This window comes from Amphritea opalescens (genome assembly GCF_003957515.1).
In the GTDB taxonomy this organism is placed as follows: domain Bacteria; phylum Pseudomonadota; class Gammaproteobacteria; order Pseudomonadales; family Balneatricaceae; genus Amphritea; species Amphritea opalescens.
On record NZ_RQXW01000011.1, the window covers coordinates 61,334 to 75,001 of the forward strand.

The 13,668-nt window shown below is 47.6% G+C and carries 11 protein-coding genes and 1 riboswitch; of the genes, 3 read left to right on the forward strand and 8 right to left on the reverse strand.

The genetic code is table 11. The features are described from left to right. Positions 1-24: 24 nt before the first annotated feature. The 5 genes from katG to EH243_RS12830 form a co-directional block, all read right to left on the reverse strand. Positions 25-2,181 carry a catalase/peroxidase HPI gene (gene katG, locus EH243_RS12810; protein WP_126159069.1) on the reverse strand — a complete coding sequence of 719 codons (2,157 nt, stop codon included), beginning with the start codon at positions 2,179-2,181 and terminating at the stop codon, positions 25-27. Positions 2,182-2,687: 506 nt separating this feature from the next. Further along, positions 2,688-5,204: a choice-of-anchor F family protein gene (locus EH243_RS12815; RefSeq protein WP_164549115.1), complete on the reverse strand. Its 2,517-nt coding sequence runs from the start codon at positions 5,202-5,204 to the stop codon at positions 2,688-2,690. 512 nt (positions 5,205-5,716) lie between these two features. Beyond that, complete coding sequence (locus EH243_RS12820) at positions 5,717-6,178, reverse strand: GNAT family N-acetyltransferase (protein WP_126159071.1); 462 nt, start codon at positions 6,176-6,178, stop codon at positions 5,717-5,719. Positions 6,179-6,289: 111 nt separating this feature from the next. Beyond that, positions 6,290-6,607 (reverse strand): quaternary ammonium compound efflux SMR transporter SugE, encoded by a 318-nt coding sequence (gene sugE, locus EH243_RS12825; protein ID WP_126159072.1) that lies wholly within the window; start codon positions 6,605-6,607, stop codon positions 6,290-6,292. A 710-nt stretch (positions 6,608-7,317) separates the two neighbouring features. After that, positions 7,318-7,806, reverse strand: coding sequence for a 6,7-dimethyl-8-ribityllumazine synthase (locus EH243_RS12830; RefSeq protein ID WP_126159073.1), 489 nt, complete (start codon positions 7,804-7,806; stop codon positions 7,318-7,320). A gap of 109 nt (positions 7,807-7,915) precedes the next feature. Beyond that, a riboswitch (FMN riboswitch) is annotated at positions 7,916-8,064 on the reverse strand. 406 nt (positions 8,065-8,470) lie between these two features. Between EH243_RS12830 and EH243_RS12835 the strand changes: the two genes are divergently transcribed. The 3 genes from EH243_RS12835 (at position 8,471) to EH243_RS12845 (ending at position 9,615) form a co-directional block, all read left to right on the forward strand. Next, a complete protein-coding gene (locus EH243_RS12835) occupies positions 8,471-8,815 on the forward strand; it encodes a metalloregulator ArsR/SmtB family transcription factor (RefSeq protein WP_126159074.1) in 345 nt (114 codons plus the stop codon). Positions 8,816-8,853: 38 nt separating this feature from the next. Next, positions 8,854-9,093, forward strand: a complete 240-nt coding sequence (locus tag EH243_RS12840; RefSeq protein WP_126159075.1) for a thioredoxin family protein — start codon at positions 8,854-8,856, stop codon at positions 9,091-9,093. A gap of 111 nt (positions 9,094-9,204) precedes the next feature. Beyond that, positions 9,205-9,615, forward strand: a complete 411-nt coding sequence (locus tag EH243_RS12845; RefSeq protein WP_126159076.1) for an OsmC family protein — start codon at positions 9,205-9,207, stop codon at positions 9,613-9,615. A 115-nt stretch (positions 9,616-9,730) separates the two neighbouring features. On the opposite strand, the gene EH243_RS12850 is transcribed toward EH243_RS12845, so the two are convergent. The 3 genes from EH243_RS12850 to EH243_RS12860 all read right to left on the reverse strand — a co-directional run bounded on the left by EH243_RS12850 (position 9,731) and on the right by EH243_RS12860 (position 13,590). Then, positions 9,731-10,942 carry an ABC transporter substrate-binding protein gene (locus tag EH243_RS12850; RefSeq protein ID WP_126159077.1) on the reverse strand — a complete coding sequence of 404 codons (1,212 nt, stop codon included), beginning with the start codon at positions 10,940-10,942 and terminating at the stop codon, positions 9,731-9,733. A gap of 170 nt (positions 10,943-11,112) precedes the next feature. Further along, positions 11,113-11,922 (reverse strand): enoyl-CoA hydratase/isomerase family protein, encoded by an 810-nt coding sequence (locus tag EH243_RS12855; protein WP_126159078.1) that lies wholly within the window; start codon positions 11,920-11,922, stop codon positions 11,113-11,115. A gap of 102 nt (positions 11,923-12,024) precedes the next feature. Then, a complete protein-coding gene (locus tag EH243_RS12860) occupies positions 12,025-13,590 on the reverse strand; it encodes a fatty acyl-CoA synthetase (RefSeq protein ID WP_126159079.1) in 1,566 nt (521 codons plus the stop codon). Positions 13,591-13,668 lie beyond the last annotated feature (78 nt).

Genomic DNA, 13,668 nt, shown 5'->3' on the forward strand with positions numbered 1-13,668 from the left:
TAGCAACGTGGAGGTAGATCAGAATTAAGCTAGATCGAAGCGATCCGCATTCATCACTTTAGTCCATGCTGCGACAAAGTCGTGCACAAACTTATCTTGGTTATCATCCTGTGCATACACTTCCGCGTATGAACGAAGGATAGAGTTAGAGCCAAATACCAGATCAACCCGTGTTGCGGTCCACTTAACCTTATTCGTTTGACGATCACGAATTTCATACAGGTTTTCACCGCTTGGCTTCCATGCATAGTTCATATCGGTCAGGTTAACGAAGAAGTCATTCGTTAATGCCCCTTCACGATCGGTGAATACCCCGTGCTTGGTACCACCATAGTTGGTGCCAATCACGCGCATACCGCCCACTAGCAAGGTCATCTCTGGCGCCGTTAAGCCCATCAGTTGGCTGCGATCCAACATCAGTTCTTCCGCACTGACCACATAGTCGCGTTTCAGCCAGTTACGATAACCATCATGCAGAGGCTCAAGTACATCAAATGAATCCTCATCGGTCATCTCAGCGGTGGCATCTCCCCGTCCTGGGGTAAAAGGTACACTCACCTCGGTGCCTGCCGCTTTAGCCGCCTGCTCAATACCGACATTACCAGCAAGTACAATAACATCGGCGATACTCGCGCCACTCTCTGCGGCAATGCCTTCTAATACCGCCAACACCTTAGTCAGACGTGCAGGTTCATTACCTTCCCAATCCTTTTGCGGCGCTAATCGAATACGGGCGCCATTGGCACCACCACGCTTGTCAGAGCCACGGAAAGTACGGGCACTGTCCCATGCGGTAGAGACCATATCACTCACGCTTAGGCCGCTCGCCGCTATTGTCGCTTTCACCGCTTGCACATCATAGGTTGTGCTACCGGCGGGGATTGGGTCTTGCCAGATAAGTGTTTCCTGCGGCACATCAGGCCCGATGTAGCGCGCTTTAGGCCCTAAATCACGGTGGGTCAATTTAAACCATGCCCGAGCAAACACCTCGGAGAAGTATGCTTGATCCTGCTGGAATCGCTCAGAAATTTTGCGATACTCAGGGTCCATCTTCATCGCCATATCGGCATCGGTCATGATCGGGTTATAACGGGTGGTTAAGTCTTCAACATCGACCGGCTTATCTTCCTCTTTAATATTGATAGGCTCCCACTGCCACGCACCGGCCGGGCTCTTCTTCAGCTCCCACTCATGGTTCATCAGCAGTTTGAAATAACCGTTATCCCATTGGGTAGGATGGGTCGTCCAAGCGCCCTCAATTCCACTAGAGACGGTATCCCGACCAATGCCCCGTGTGGTTTTATTCAACCAACCGAGCCCTTGATCTTCAATTTCAGCCCCTTCTGGATCAGCCTCAAGTAAGCCCGCATCCCCATTACCGTGACATTTACCCACGGTATGACCACCCGCCGTCAAGGCAACGGTTTCTTCATCATTCATTGCCATACGTTCAAACGTGACACGTATATCATGGGCGGTTTTAAGTGGATCAGGCTCGCCATCAACACCTTCGGGATTAACGTAGATCAGCCCCATCATGACCGCGGCCAATGGATTTTCCAGATCGCGTTCACCGGAGTAACGGCTACCTTCACTCCCACTCGGCGCTAACCACTCTTTTTCTGCGCCCCAATAGGTATCTTTCTCTGGGTGCCAAATATCTTCACGACCAAAGGCAAAGCCAAAGGTTTTCAGCCCCATCGATTCATATGCCATGGTGCCCGCATAAGCGATCAGATCCGCCCAGCTAAGCTTGTTGCCGTATTTCTTTTTGATCGGCCACAGGATACGACGGGCCTTATCTAAGTTGACGTTATCCGGCCAAGAGTTGATCGGAGCGAAACGTTGATTGCCTGAGGCAGCACCACCACGCCCGTCAGCAATACGATAGGTCCCAGCCGAATGCCAAGACATACGAATCATCAAACCACCATAATGCCCCCAATCCGCAGGCCACCACTCTTGACTGTCGGTCATCAGCGCATGCATATCTTTCTTTAGCGCCGCGACATCAAGCCCCTTAACCGCTTCCCGATAGTTAAACGCGTCGCCCATCGGGTTTGTCTTACTGTCGTGTTGGTGCAAAATATCGAGGTTTAGAGCCTTAGGCCACCACTCCATATTGGACATACTACTTTCGGTAGCGCCGCCATGCATCACAGGGCATTTATTATTAGACATCTTTCAAGCTCCTACTTGTTCATGAAAAGACCTTGTTGTCTTGCCACGTTATGATCAATTCAGGCACTACTATCCATCACCCCTGACAGGATGTGAAACCATTTACGCCTATACTGATCATAGGTTTTATCTATCAGTTTGCATGGTTATCGTTAAAAATATTCTGATCTCTGTCTATAAACCCTATGAGATTGAGATAAGTTGCTCGATATCGCCAGCAGTAGCACGTGGAATGAGCCGATAAAAGACACTAAAACAATTTTGACGAAGAAGACTGACGAGAAAGTAGAGTGATCAAAAGCAGGTAAAAACGGAGCATAAAAGAAGTTGAATGAGCGGTTAAAGGTTTCCACTCAACTCAGAGGTGACATAACTTTTTGTGGGGGAAAATAAATCGACCTAAACACCTTTTTAGATGTTTAGGTCGTAACAACATAATGATTTACTAGCGATTACCGTTCAGTCGTGCGGTTTAAATCCAAGAATAACGATTTAAACCGCCCTGGTTAAAACTGAACATTAACGGATAGCTGCACACGGCTTGAGTCATAGGTGTCGGCAAAGAGACCGCTATAATCAAAACCAACCGTTGTTTGAGATGCTTTACCCCGATTTATCTGGTAGGCAAAACCCAGCTCTAAATCAGCATATTCACTATCACGTGCATCAACGGGTGTATCGAAAGCGCGCATGGTGCCAAAAGCAGTCGACACATCTAATGAATCGCTATTCTCTTTAACAATAGACAGTTTAGCGTGTGGAATGAAGTTGCCATTACTCATTTTAATTTGTTTAGAGGCTTGTCCACCCAAAGACACCCAAGTGGTTTCGACAGAAAAATCGTCTGTTGAAACCGCAACGATAGGATCTCCACCGGTTTCGGTGAAACCATCAACATCAGTCTTAACCCAGTAAGCCGAAGCAATAGGGCCCATTGACCAGCCACCGACATCGTAATTCATGCCTCCAGACAGACCCGCAACGTATTGAGTACCATCAGTCGACGCTTTGTACGTTTCATTAATGGTATCGCCAATAATCACTTTCCGCTCAGAGTCATAATCCAGCGAATAAGCACCCACCATGGCATTTAAATAGGCCTTTTGCTGAAACTGTTTAGCCGCGTAGAACATGACACCTTTGGCGGCTGTATCCAACGAACCTCGGTTATCATCAATATCAGCTTCACTATCGCCATAACCTAAGGCGACCCCAAGAACCACATCGTTACGCAACCTAAAATCAACACCCGCACTAAGGGTGTAATCTTCTAGGTCATAGCCGACTGAGTTAGTGGTGCTATCGTATTCACCTTTACCCGCAGTACCGTCAACGAAAATACCAATGCCATTCCCACTATGACGTAATCCGCCCGCATTGCTTGTAGCAAGACGAGAGGCTACCTCTTCCACCCCTTCTGCGCCGATATCCTCACCATCACTGCTAAACGCCATATTATCGATGATAGCGCCGCTAGCCGCAGCATTCGCACGCTGATTAATGCTAGACCGCTGACTCCTAACCAGTGCAAGAGCAGACTCGCTATAAGCACCTAAGAACGAGTAACCCACTCTCTCAAGGGATTGCGATATATTACCACTCGTTTCGATCGCATCGATAAGGTCATCATATTGATTCACACTCGTAACACTCGGACTCAACGCTTGAATTGAGTACGCGCTCACGGCAGGAACTGCAACAGGAACATATTGACCCAGATAGGCAATATTCGAACTATCAATGGACGCTGCTATCTTAAATTGAAGATCGGTATTAGCCGCAGCAACAATGGGGGCAAAGACCGGTGCGATACGAAGGGTAAAGATACCGCCATCTAATCCAGCATAGTCGGCCACATCAAGACTGAAATTAAGGTTAACCTTACCTAAATCTTCCAGCACATCTTTTTCATACTTAGACTGTGCCAAAATAGCTTCGACCTGTGCGTCGGTCAGGATTACTTGCACATCGTTATCAACAACTAGGTTTGGACTCACAATAGTATCATTATCAATACCATCATCGACCAGATCGGCGTCTTGCTCAACGAAAGTAACTTCATTGGTAACGGGATCAATGGTTAGCTCACGATTAGTAAACCACTCCATGGTGCCATCACCGTTTATATCCATATAGGTGGCCATCAATACGCCATCGGTATCAGGATTGTCATCGTTATCCCAATAGATACCATCGGTACCCTGCGAAAAGCTGACCACCGCCGTATCACTGCCGAAAATGCTGTCAAAAAACGTCGATGTAGTGCCTGTATCAGGGTCAAAAGTCGTGGCAGCGCCGGCATTCAGTGTTGCAACGCCATCAGCCGTAAACTCGAGGCCGGTCCGTTCTGTGGCTGAAAAAAAACCAACAGCCAACATATCATCGGTACCATCACCATTCGTGTCTTTCGCTTCTTTACCGAAGAGACCCGCAGAATAAAAGGTTCTCTGCAAAGGATCTTGGGCAACCGAAGCATCAGCAGGCGCCCAATTAGTCACTTTATCTTCAGTTGAGTTATCAACCGTATTATCAAACAACACGGGATCAAGCGCCTCTGCCTTAACAAAGTCACTGCCGGTCCCTGTACCAACCAGCATCTGATAACCGACTAAACGTGCACCGGTATCATTCGACAGTTTTGTATAAGAGAAATACTCGGTTGTACCGCCGGTATTAGAGGTTTGAAAAGTAAGGTCTAAAGGCGACCGCCCAGTCAGGGTCAGTTTTGTACGCTTACCACTATGGGGATTATCATCACAGCTTCCACCGGGAACCGAAGCACGAAGGCAGTTAACAACCCCTTTTGCAGAAAAATGATTCGCCGATGTAAAGTCATCGTTATTCGTTTGCCCAGTAACGATTGACACTCCCGGTGCTACAACGCCTTCCGTCGCATCGACGGTCAGAACACCACCGCCTGAGTCATCAACAAATGAAGTTATCTCACCTGCGCTAACCTGTGAAGCGGCAAGCGAAAGAGCCAAAGCAGATATAGGAAAACAGTTGTTCGAGAATTTGTTCACTATCGTTGTCCAAGGTAGTTTATCCATTTATTTAATAGGAGTGACTACTCTGCAGCATCTCGCTGTAAACTACTCCAACGCAGTTCTCACAACATAAGGGAATCTACTTACGTTAACCATAGTAACATTAGTTCAATCTAATTTAGAAAAGCCTTAAATAAAATTGATCTAGATCAATTAAATTAATTGCGCTTGAAATTCGATATCTATCTTACGATAACGCTACAGCCCTTATAGACTAAGCTCCACAGCGATTTTAAGATGGATTTAATAATGTTTTTGAATCTGAGATCGTTCTCTAAGCACCACTAAAGCCTAAGCACGAAGAACAACGCCTTCATGCCTCACTGCCGGCTCTGATGCTTGGGGTTGAGGGTGGAATTGGGGTTGGGGTTGGGGTTGGGGTTGGGGTTGGGGTTGGGGTTGGGGTTGGGGTTGGGGTTGAAATCGGCGCTGTTTTCGAGTGTTTTTTTACAACTGTGGTAGACCAAAGCGCCCAGTGGAACAGCTTGTTAGCTTGCACTCCTTGATGCTCTAACCATGTCAATATGGGGGATGCCATCCTCATCATATCCCTCGTTGACAGCTTCAAACCCCAACGATTCATAGAAACGTTGCAAGTAAACTTGAGCGCCAATTTTAATACCCATTTCTGGGAACTGCTGTTCTGTGAAGCGAATAGCTTCATTCATCAACGAACGACCAATTTTCAAATGTCTGAATTTTTCCAAAGTCATCACGCGACCGATTGAAGGTTGGTCATATTTAATACTGGGATCAACCACTCGAACATAAGCAGCTAATTCACCATTTAAAGAGATAGCAAGGTGCCATGAGTGAAGATCCATATCATCCGTTTCTTGATAAGGGCATTGTTGCTCTACAACAAATACTGACTCGCGAGCTTTGATTATTTCAAATAATTCCAGAGCACTTAAAGAATCTAATCGAGACCACTTAAAATCTAATTTCATTAATTATCATTCCAAATAAAGAAGGTCGTGCTATGTGATTGTGCATGCTAACGCCGCGCTCACCGATAGATTGGGAGCACAGCGACTACTTTACCCAAGTGCAGTTTCTTATTAGGCATGGGCCAATTTAAGACCAACAATACCCGCAAAAATCAGCCCTAAACTGACTAGCTTAAGGACGTCAGCGGACTCGTCGAATAATAATATGCCTAGAAGCGCCGTGCCTAGAGCACCAATACCCACCCATATCGCATAGGCTGTACCGACTGGTAACGTTTTCAGCGCCAAACCTAGCAATAGAAAACTAGCAACCAGCGAAAAAACCGTGCCCACCGTAGGCCATAGCTTCGTAAAGCCATCGCTGTACTTTAATCCGATGGCCCAACCAACTTCCAACAGACCCGCGATCAACAAAATCACCCAACTCATAAATACCTCTTAATTTGCTTTGAGGCCGTCCCCTAACGAAATAGAGAGGTGAGGTCGTCCTCACTTCAGAATGTTTAACGCCTTGTTAGCTGGTTAGCTATTACAGGAATATAGTTTTAATGCGATGAATGACCCAATAACCATCTCAGCCCATGCTAGAGGGAACACAATAAAAGCTGAAGACCAATCGCCTAACCCACTATTAACTGTCGCTATCCAGAAAAAACCTATCGTTGCGAAACTCGTTGTTGTACCTGAAATTACAATTGATTTTAAATGTCACTTTTATGGACTCTTAGTGTCTATCTAGGCTGCTTCCATGCCGTCAATTTAGCAATCATAATAGCCTGCGATTAAATTAAAGCGCAAGCGCGGTACCTTTCCTAATTTGGTGCTCAGGAAGTATGGATTTCATCGTGGTGAGCGTCACTCACGACAATAGATATATGATATATCGCGGTGCGGTTTATGCTTCAGCGCATGCTACGACTTTATAGAGATTTTCAGTATCGGGTTGACGCTGATAGATAGGAAACCGTTCAGCTAACGCTTCTTGCAATGCTTGTCTATGAAAGGCTTGTCCATGACAGAATCCCTTCGACAATAGCCGGCCTTAGTCTTTTGGGCATGAATACCCGAATGGTCAATCGATGGCGAACATATCTCACCGATATGAACGCCATTTTATAACGAGCGGTTAAGACAAACACTCAGACATAGAGTGCTCGCTTCGCTTTTTCTGTTAGCTGAATCGCCTGATCGCATGCATTAGCCAGTTCAATACCCTTCTGGAAAAAGTGACGGCTGAAATACCCTTTATGCTCGTCATGTTCATGGAAGTGATGCGGTGTCAGTACTGCCGTCACGACCGGCACCTCGGTTTCGAGTTGCACTTGCATCAACGCCTGACAGACCGTTTGCGCGACAAAATCATGACGATAGATACCGCCATCCACCACCAACCCACTGCCGGCGATCGCCGCGTATTGCCCAGTTTTCGCAAGCAGTTTAGCCTGCAGTGGGATTTCATACGCACCGGGTACCGCTATCACATCAATCAGTGATAGATCGTAACCGCGTGCTACTAATGTTTCTTTAAAGCCTTCCAGACAGTTGAGAACGATCTCTTCATGCCAAGTCGCGTGCAGAAAAGCAATGCGTTGAGTTGCTGGAGTGAACTTCGTTGAGCTCTGATTCATAGTAAAACCCTATAATAAAAGATGAATCAGGGCGAACGGACAGGAAAATACGCTATATAACATAGCGCCGACACCGCCAAAAAAGCGGCCCAGTTTAATATTTTGTCTGACACGTTCCCTATCATCCGGACTATAACCGTCGGCTCTGGAATCTCACCAGATCTGCTGACCCTAAAAGTAGATACTTAAAGGCGCTCGCGGGCTTAGAAATAATTCTTTACCGCCGGTGGGGAGTTTCACCCCGCCCCGAGAACGAAATCGAAAATAATTCGACGGCAGAGAATATACTGTCTTTTACCGCGTATTGTCAAAACCTGTTATTAGCATCATACACAACTCCCACTAAACGCCGATTAAACACCTATTAAGTGACCAGGTTGCGGTCTATAGCGTCAGCACTACAGCGGCTGACAGAGGGTCCAGAGATCCCAAAGGGTTAAAAATTGCAGAACCCCGCTTGCTGAAACATCCACAGGATAGCTTGTGATAACGTGGAGCCCCTCGTGTCGATCATCTCCATTATCAATAAAAGCTGAGGCTGAGCGCTGGCGCCGATTGATAACAACACAAGAGTCAATAAAAGCCTTTATCGACATCTAACCTCTCATATACAATATTTCATATATTAGCTACTATTTAAGGCAAGCATTCTAAAGGTCGCGCTATGAACCCTGTACAGTTTTACAAATGCCTCGCTGACGAGACGCGATTAAAATGCATCTTACTGATTGAACATGAGACAGAGCTCTGTGTTTGCGAACTAACCGAAGCCCTACAAGAATCTCAACCTAAAATTTCTCGGCACCTAGCTCAGCTTCGCCAATGCGGAATCCTACTTGACCGACGACAGGCAAAGTGGATTTTTTACCGTATTAACCCTGCCCTGCCGGAGTGGAGCCAAAAAATCATCACCGACACAACCGTCAGCAACAGCGACTTTCTTAAAGAGAGCCTAGCGCAGTTAACCCGCATGGGCAGTCGACCCGAAAGAATCTCCACTTGCTGCTGAAAAAACTGAGGCTCACCACCGAAACAAAGGACAAGCAGATGAAAACCATAAAAGTATTGGGTAGCGGTTGTGCTAAATGCACCAAAACCGCCGAGCTAATCGAAAAAGTGGCTCAAGAGCAAGGTGTCGCTGTCACCGTCAGCAAAGAAACCGACCCTCAGGTGATGATGGCTTATGGTGTTATGAGTACGCCCGCGGTGGTGATCGATGAACAGCTGATCCATTCAGGTTCGGTGCCTCAAGCTCCCCAAATTAAAGAATGGCTCGCGCAGCCGTAATTGCCTTTTATCGGCGGCAAAGGCCGTAAAAAGCTCAAGAAAGGACGCTAGGTATCACTGATACTGTAAGCCCCTTCGTGAACTAAGGGTGTGTATTTAAGGAAGATAATCATGACCAAAAAAATGACCTTTAACGTCGTGGCACATCGCACGGATGCGCACGGTAGCACAGTCACCTGCAAAGATGCTTCACTAGTAGTCGATACCGATTTGCAAGGCCGAGCGGATGCGTTCAATCCGGCAGAACTATTAATGGCTGCACTCGCCGCCTGCATTATAAAAGGTATTGAGCGCGTCACGCCGATTTTAAAGTTTAATCTACAACAGGTTGAAGTAGAAATTAGTGGTGTCAGGCAGGATGCCCCACCCAAAATGGAATCGATTCAGTATAGGATCAAAGTCACAACCGATGAATCTGATCACCGTTTAGACCTGCTCCATGACAATGTTAAAAAATTCGGGACAGTCTTTAATACTATCGCGCCGGGCACCGATCTGACCGGCACCTTAATTCGTGCCTGAAAGAAAACCTCCGCACTATCCGTACTAGCGGGTTTAAATGCCACATCCCGTTGGGCTCTATTCAGACCCCATGAAAAGCAGCACCCAAAACCGATGGTTTTGAGTGCTACTGGGGTTATTTAGCTAACGCGAACTCACAACCGCCATCTTCCATTTTCATGAAAGCATCGTCGCCTTTAATGATCTGTTCAATAGCGAATATATCATTCTTACTTTTTCGCTCCGCTGCCGTTTTAATCCGTACTTGCAGCATATCGTGGACCATACGGCCATCTTTGCGTAAGTAACCATTACGGGAAAAGAAGTCTTCAACCGGCGTAGCCTTCATTTGGGCCATCACCGCTTTCCCTTCATCGGTACCGGTCGCTTCAACGGCCTTCAAGTAATGCATCGTAGAGGAATAGGCGCCAGCATGGGCCATGGAAGGAATCTTACCGTCCATACGCGCCATATAACGTTTAGACCAGGCACGCGTCTGATCATCCATGTCCCAGTAGAAGCCCGTCGTTAACTTCATGCCACCGGCTATCTCAGGATCGAGCGCTTGGGCTCCGGGCGTAAAGACCAGCAGGCCGGCAACTTCAGCGGTATCAGTCACCCCAAATTCCGCCGCTGTTTTTAATGCATTAATCATATCAGCACCTGCATTGGCCAATGCGATAACATCAGCGCCTGACGATTGTGCTTGAAGAATATAAGATGAAAAGTCGGTCGTACCAAGCGGTGCACGGACACCACCAACCACTTCTCCGCCATTACTCTTGATCACGCCGGTAGCTACTTTTTCCAACGCATGACCAAAGCCATAATCCGCCGTAATGAAGAACCATTTTTTACTACCCCCTTCTACCATGGGCTTAACGGTGCCGTTAGCCAATGCGACCACATCATAGGTCCAGTGAGCATTGAACGGAGAGCAATCCTTGGTTGTAAAGGTATGGCTTGCGGATGCCGCAATCAGCGTGATCTTTTCTTGCGACGTCATAAACTTCGTGACCGCTCCCGTTACAGAGCTAGCAACCGCGCCATTAATGACATCAACCTGTTCATCTTCCACCCACCGACGCGCGATAGAGGAGCCGACATCCGCTTTGAGATGAGTATCGCCAACCACCACCTCTATGGGCTTACCCAACACCTTGCCGCCAAAATCTTCGACAGCCATCATCACAGCTTCAACACTGCCTTTACCGGTGATATCGGAGTAGCCCGCGCTCATGTCGACTAGCACACCTACCTTAACCTTGTCGTCGGAAAGGCTGGCTTGCCCCGTGCTTGCAGCAAGGGTCAAGGCAGAGGCAAGCAGTGTTTTACGTATCAATTTCATGGTATATCCACTTTATTGTTGTTGTTTTATGTTGTTTTCATGGTGATACGGGTAAATAATTTCTTCGATGGCCTCGGATTAAATGTTCATATAACAGGGCATTGAATCAAACACCTCAAGCCTCCCATGTTGGATATTCAATCCATGAATCTTTTAATGGTACGGTGAGACTAACAGCCTTTAAACTGACTGGGCCGGCGCTCAAGAAACGCCTGTACCCCTTCAATAAAGTCATCGGTCGCCGCACACGTCAGAAAAGAGTTTAACTCTTGATCCATCTGCTGACTCAGTTGTGATCTAGCACGCTCGGTCACCAGTTTTTTAAGATTACGTTGTGCTTGCCGAGCCCCTTGAGACAGTGTCGCGGTGATCTCTTCGACGGTTTGCGCTAACAGACCCGGCGCACACACGCGGTTAACCAGTCCCCAGTCAAGCGCCTCTTCTGCCTTAACGGCACGATTAAGCCACAGCACGTCCAACGCACGTTTTTCACCGATCAGCGACGGTAGTAAATAGGTAAGCCCGCCATCCGGCGTAGCACCTAGAGCCGTATAGGCAGGAATAAACTGACAACCCTGTTCGGCAATCACAATATCCGAGATACACGCCAAGCTCATACCATAGCCTGCCGCCGCCCCCTGAACCGCCGCCACAACAGGGCAAGGAATGGCCATCAAGGCGGCAATCACCTGATGGGCTGAATGAATATAACCAGCCAGTTGTTGCTGTCGAGACGCCGGTGTGGCCGTCAATAGTTGACGAAAGAACTGAATATCGCCACCGCCGCAAAACACATCACCTTCACCGCGCAGCACTAGCACGCGTAACGAATCTAAGGTTTCACACCGCTGCAACACCCGCAGTAATGATTCAAACATCGCTTCGTTAATCGAATTGCGGGCGTTTGGCCTATTCAGAGTGATATAGCCCACGCCATCCACTAACTCAAAGCCGATAAGCTTTTCTACAGTCTGTTCCATTCTATGACCTCTAGAACGATGATTAGGATAAGTGACGTCGAATAACAGTCACGCTATGCCGTCTTTAACAAGACGACATAACGGTATCCAACATAGAGATCGTTAGCCGAAGGTTTTGCGCAAGGAACGCTTGAGAAGTTTACCGGCGGTATTTTTGGGCAGTGCATCGACAAAATGAATCGCTTTCGGCACTTTAAAGGGGGCTAAGTGCGCTTGTGCGTGGGCAAGTAGCTCCGCTTCATCGATTTCAAAGCCAGGCTTGATCGTTACAACCGCCGTGATCGCCTCTATCCATTTTTCATGGGGAAGCCCGATGACCGCCACTTCGGCAACCGCAGGATGTCCGTAGAACGCTTCCTCGACATCACGGCTCGCCACCAGCACACCGCCGGTATTCACCACATCTTTGATACGGTCGACGATAAACAGATAGCCCTCTTCATTCTGATAGGCCAGATCCCCTGAGTGGAACCAACCGTCGGCAAAGGCTTCTTCGGTTTCAGCCTGTTTATCCCAATAACCCACCATCAAATGTGGTGAACGGTGCACGATTTCACCCTGCTGACCCGGTTGACACTCCTCATTCGTGGCAGGGTCAACAATACGCGTCTGTACATTAAAGATCGGCTTGCCCGCAGAGGCTGGATAACGCTTATGCTCCTCTGGCGACAATACCGTTGCCAGCGGTGCTATCTCGCTTTGCCCATAACAATTATACAAACCACAGTTCGGTAAACGCTCGGCCAGCTCAGCCACAATAGGCTCCGGCATAATCGAGGCGCCGTAATAGAGTTTTTTCAGGCAGCGAATATCACGCTGATCAAAATCAGCATGGCGCAACAATCCGATCCAAACGGTCGGTGGGGCAAAAAATGAATTGATCTTTTCCGCTTCGATTAGCTTCAATACGTGTTCGGCTGCAGGGCTTTCGATCAGATGAATATGGCTACCGACGAGCAACCCAGGCATAACAAACACATGCATTTGCGCCGAGTGATACAGGGGTAGACCCGCTAAGGATTTGTCTTCGGCCTGAATATCTAAATGGAGCAGACAGCTGCTATATTCACTCAATAATGAACGGTGGGTATGCATCGCCCCTTTCGGATCGGACGTTGTGCCCGAGGTATACAACAGTTGAACAACGTCGTTTTCGTTTAGTTCAACCGATGGCAATTCCGCAGAAGCATCCGATTGTGCGACAGCCAGAATATCCAACTTACCATCTGATGGCGCTGTACTACGCAGTGATCCGATAATATCGGCTTTAATCTCCCCCTGAAGACTCGTTATATTGTCAGCAAGAGAGTCATCACAGAAGATGGCGCGGGCACCGGATTGATTGAGAATGTAACTCAACTCTTCCTTAATCAGCGCAAAGTTAACCGGAACATGAATAAGGCCTGTACGGGTGCACGCTAACCATAGCAATAAATAAGCATCTGAATTTTTACCATAACCGACCACCCGATCACCGGGAAGCAATCCCACCTCGATCAATTGATTGGCCACACGGTTAACCGCATCGTCTAATTGCCGGTATGTCCAACGGCGATCGGCAAAGGCTAGCGCCTCTTTGTTTTCTTGACGCATGACCGAGCGGGCCAAAGCATCACCGATACAGTTACGTGTGGCGTATTGAATTTGTGCTGACAGTGCTTGTTGCATATACGTATCCCTCTTCTTGTTATGTCCCATGACCGGTATGAAAGCGGTCTGGGTAGGATTTCTTTAAATTAATAAGAC

Excerpts from the sequence above, each read along its gene's own strand:
- katG (WP_126159069.1), bottom strand. The coding sequence starts at position 2,181 with ATGTCTAATAATAAATGCCCTGTGATGCATGGCGGCGCTACCGAAAGT.
- EH243_RS12820 (WP_126159071.1), bottom strand. The coding sequence starts at position 6,178 with ATGAAATTAGATTTTAAGTGGTCTCGATTAGATTCTTTAAGTGCTCTG.
- sugE (WP_126159072.1), bottom strand. The coding sequence starts at position 6,607 with ATGAGTTGGGTGATTTTGTTGATCGCGGGTCTGTTGGAAGTTGGTTGG.
- EH243_RS12830 (WP_126159073.1), bottom strand. The coding sequence starts at position 7,806 with ATGAATCAGAGCTCAACGAAGTTCACTCCAGCAACTCAACGCATTGCT.
- EH243_RS12835 (WP_126159074.1), top strand. The coding sequence starts at position 8,471 with ATGAACCCTGTACAGTTTTACAAATGCCTCGCTGACGAGACGCGATTA.
- EH243_RS12840 (WP_126159075.1), top strand. The coding sequence starts at position 8,854 with ATGAAAACCATAAAAGTATTGGGTAGCGGTTGTGCTAAATGCACCAAA.
- EH243_RS12845 (WP_126159076.1), top strand. The coding sequence starts at position 9,205 with ATGACCAAAAAAATGACCTTTAACGTCGTGGCACATCGCACGGATGCG.
- EH243_RS12850 (WP_126159077.1), bottom strand. The coding sequence starts at position 10,942 with ATGAAATTGATACGTAAAACACTGCTTGCCTCTGCCTTGACCCTTGCT.
- EH243_RS12855 (WP_126159078.1), bottom strand. The coding sequence starts at position 11,922 with ATGGAACAGACTGTAGAAAAGCTTATCGGCTTTGAGTTAGTGGATGGC.
- EH243_RS12860 (WP_126159079.1), bottom strand. The coding sequence starts at position 13,590 with ATGCAACAAGCACTGTCAGCACAAATTCAATACGCCACACGTAACTGT.